1 pseudogene is annotated in these 310 nt (G+C 57.7%); it reads left to right on the top strand.

The features are described from left to right. Positions 1–78 precede the first annotated feature (78 nt). Positions 79–310: pseudogene (locus PUR61_RS19195) on the top strand (hypothetical protein); the annotation flags it as partial.

Below are 310 nucleotides of genomic sequence, written 5' to 3'. Positions count from 1 at the left end.
GTGTTGGAGTTGGCTGTGTTTTTTTTTGTTGCCTTGGGTTTTTATGGGGACTGAATTCGGCGCGGGGTGGTGTTTAGGTTGTTGGGTTCGTCGGGTTTTTTGTTTTTTGGTTTTGTTGTTTTTGTTGTGGTTTTTTTTTGTTGGGCGGGGGCTGGCTGTTGGGTACGGGTTTGGGTTGTTTTTGGGCCGGTTGTTTTTGGCGTTTTGTGGTCGGGTTGTGCGGGGTTTTTTTGGGTGGGGGGGTGCGCCGCCGCCCCGGCGAGTCCCCACCCACAACCGCCGGCCGCGCCCCCCCCCGCCCCCGCCCCCC

The sequence above is a fragment of the Streptomyces sp. BE20 genome, from assembly GCF_036322525.1.
Classification (GTDB): domain Bacteria; phylum Actinomycetota; class Actinomycetes; order Streptomycetales; family Streptomycetaceae; genus Kitasatospora.
The sequence above is the reverse complement of the archived record's forward strand: the minus strand, read 5'-3'. Positions and strand labels throughout refer to the sequence as shown.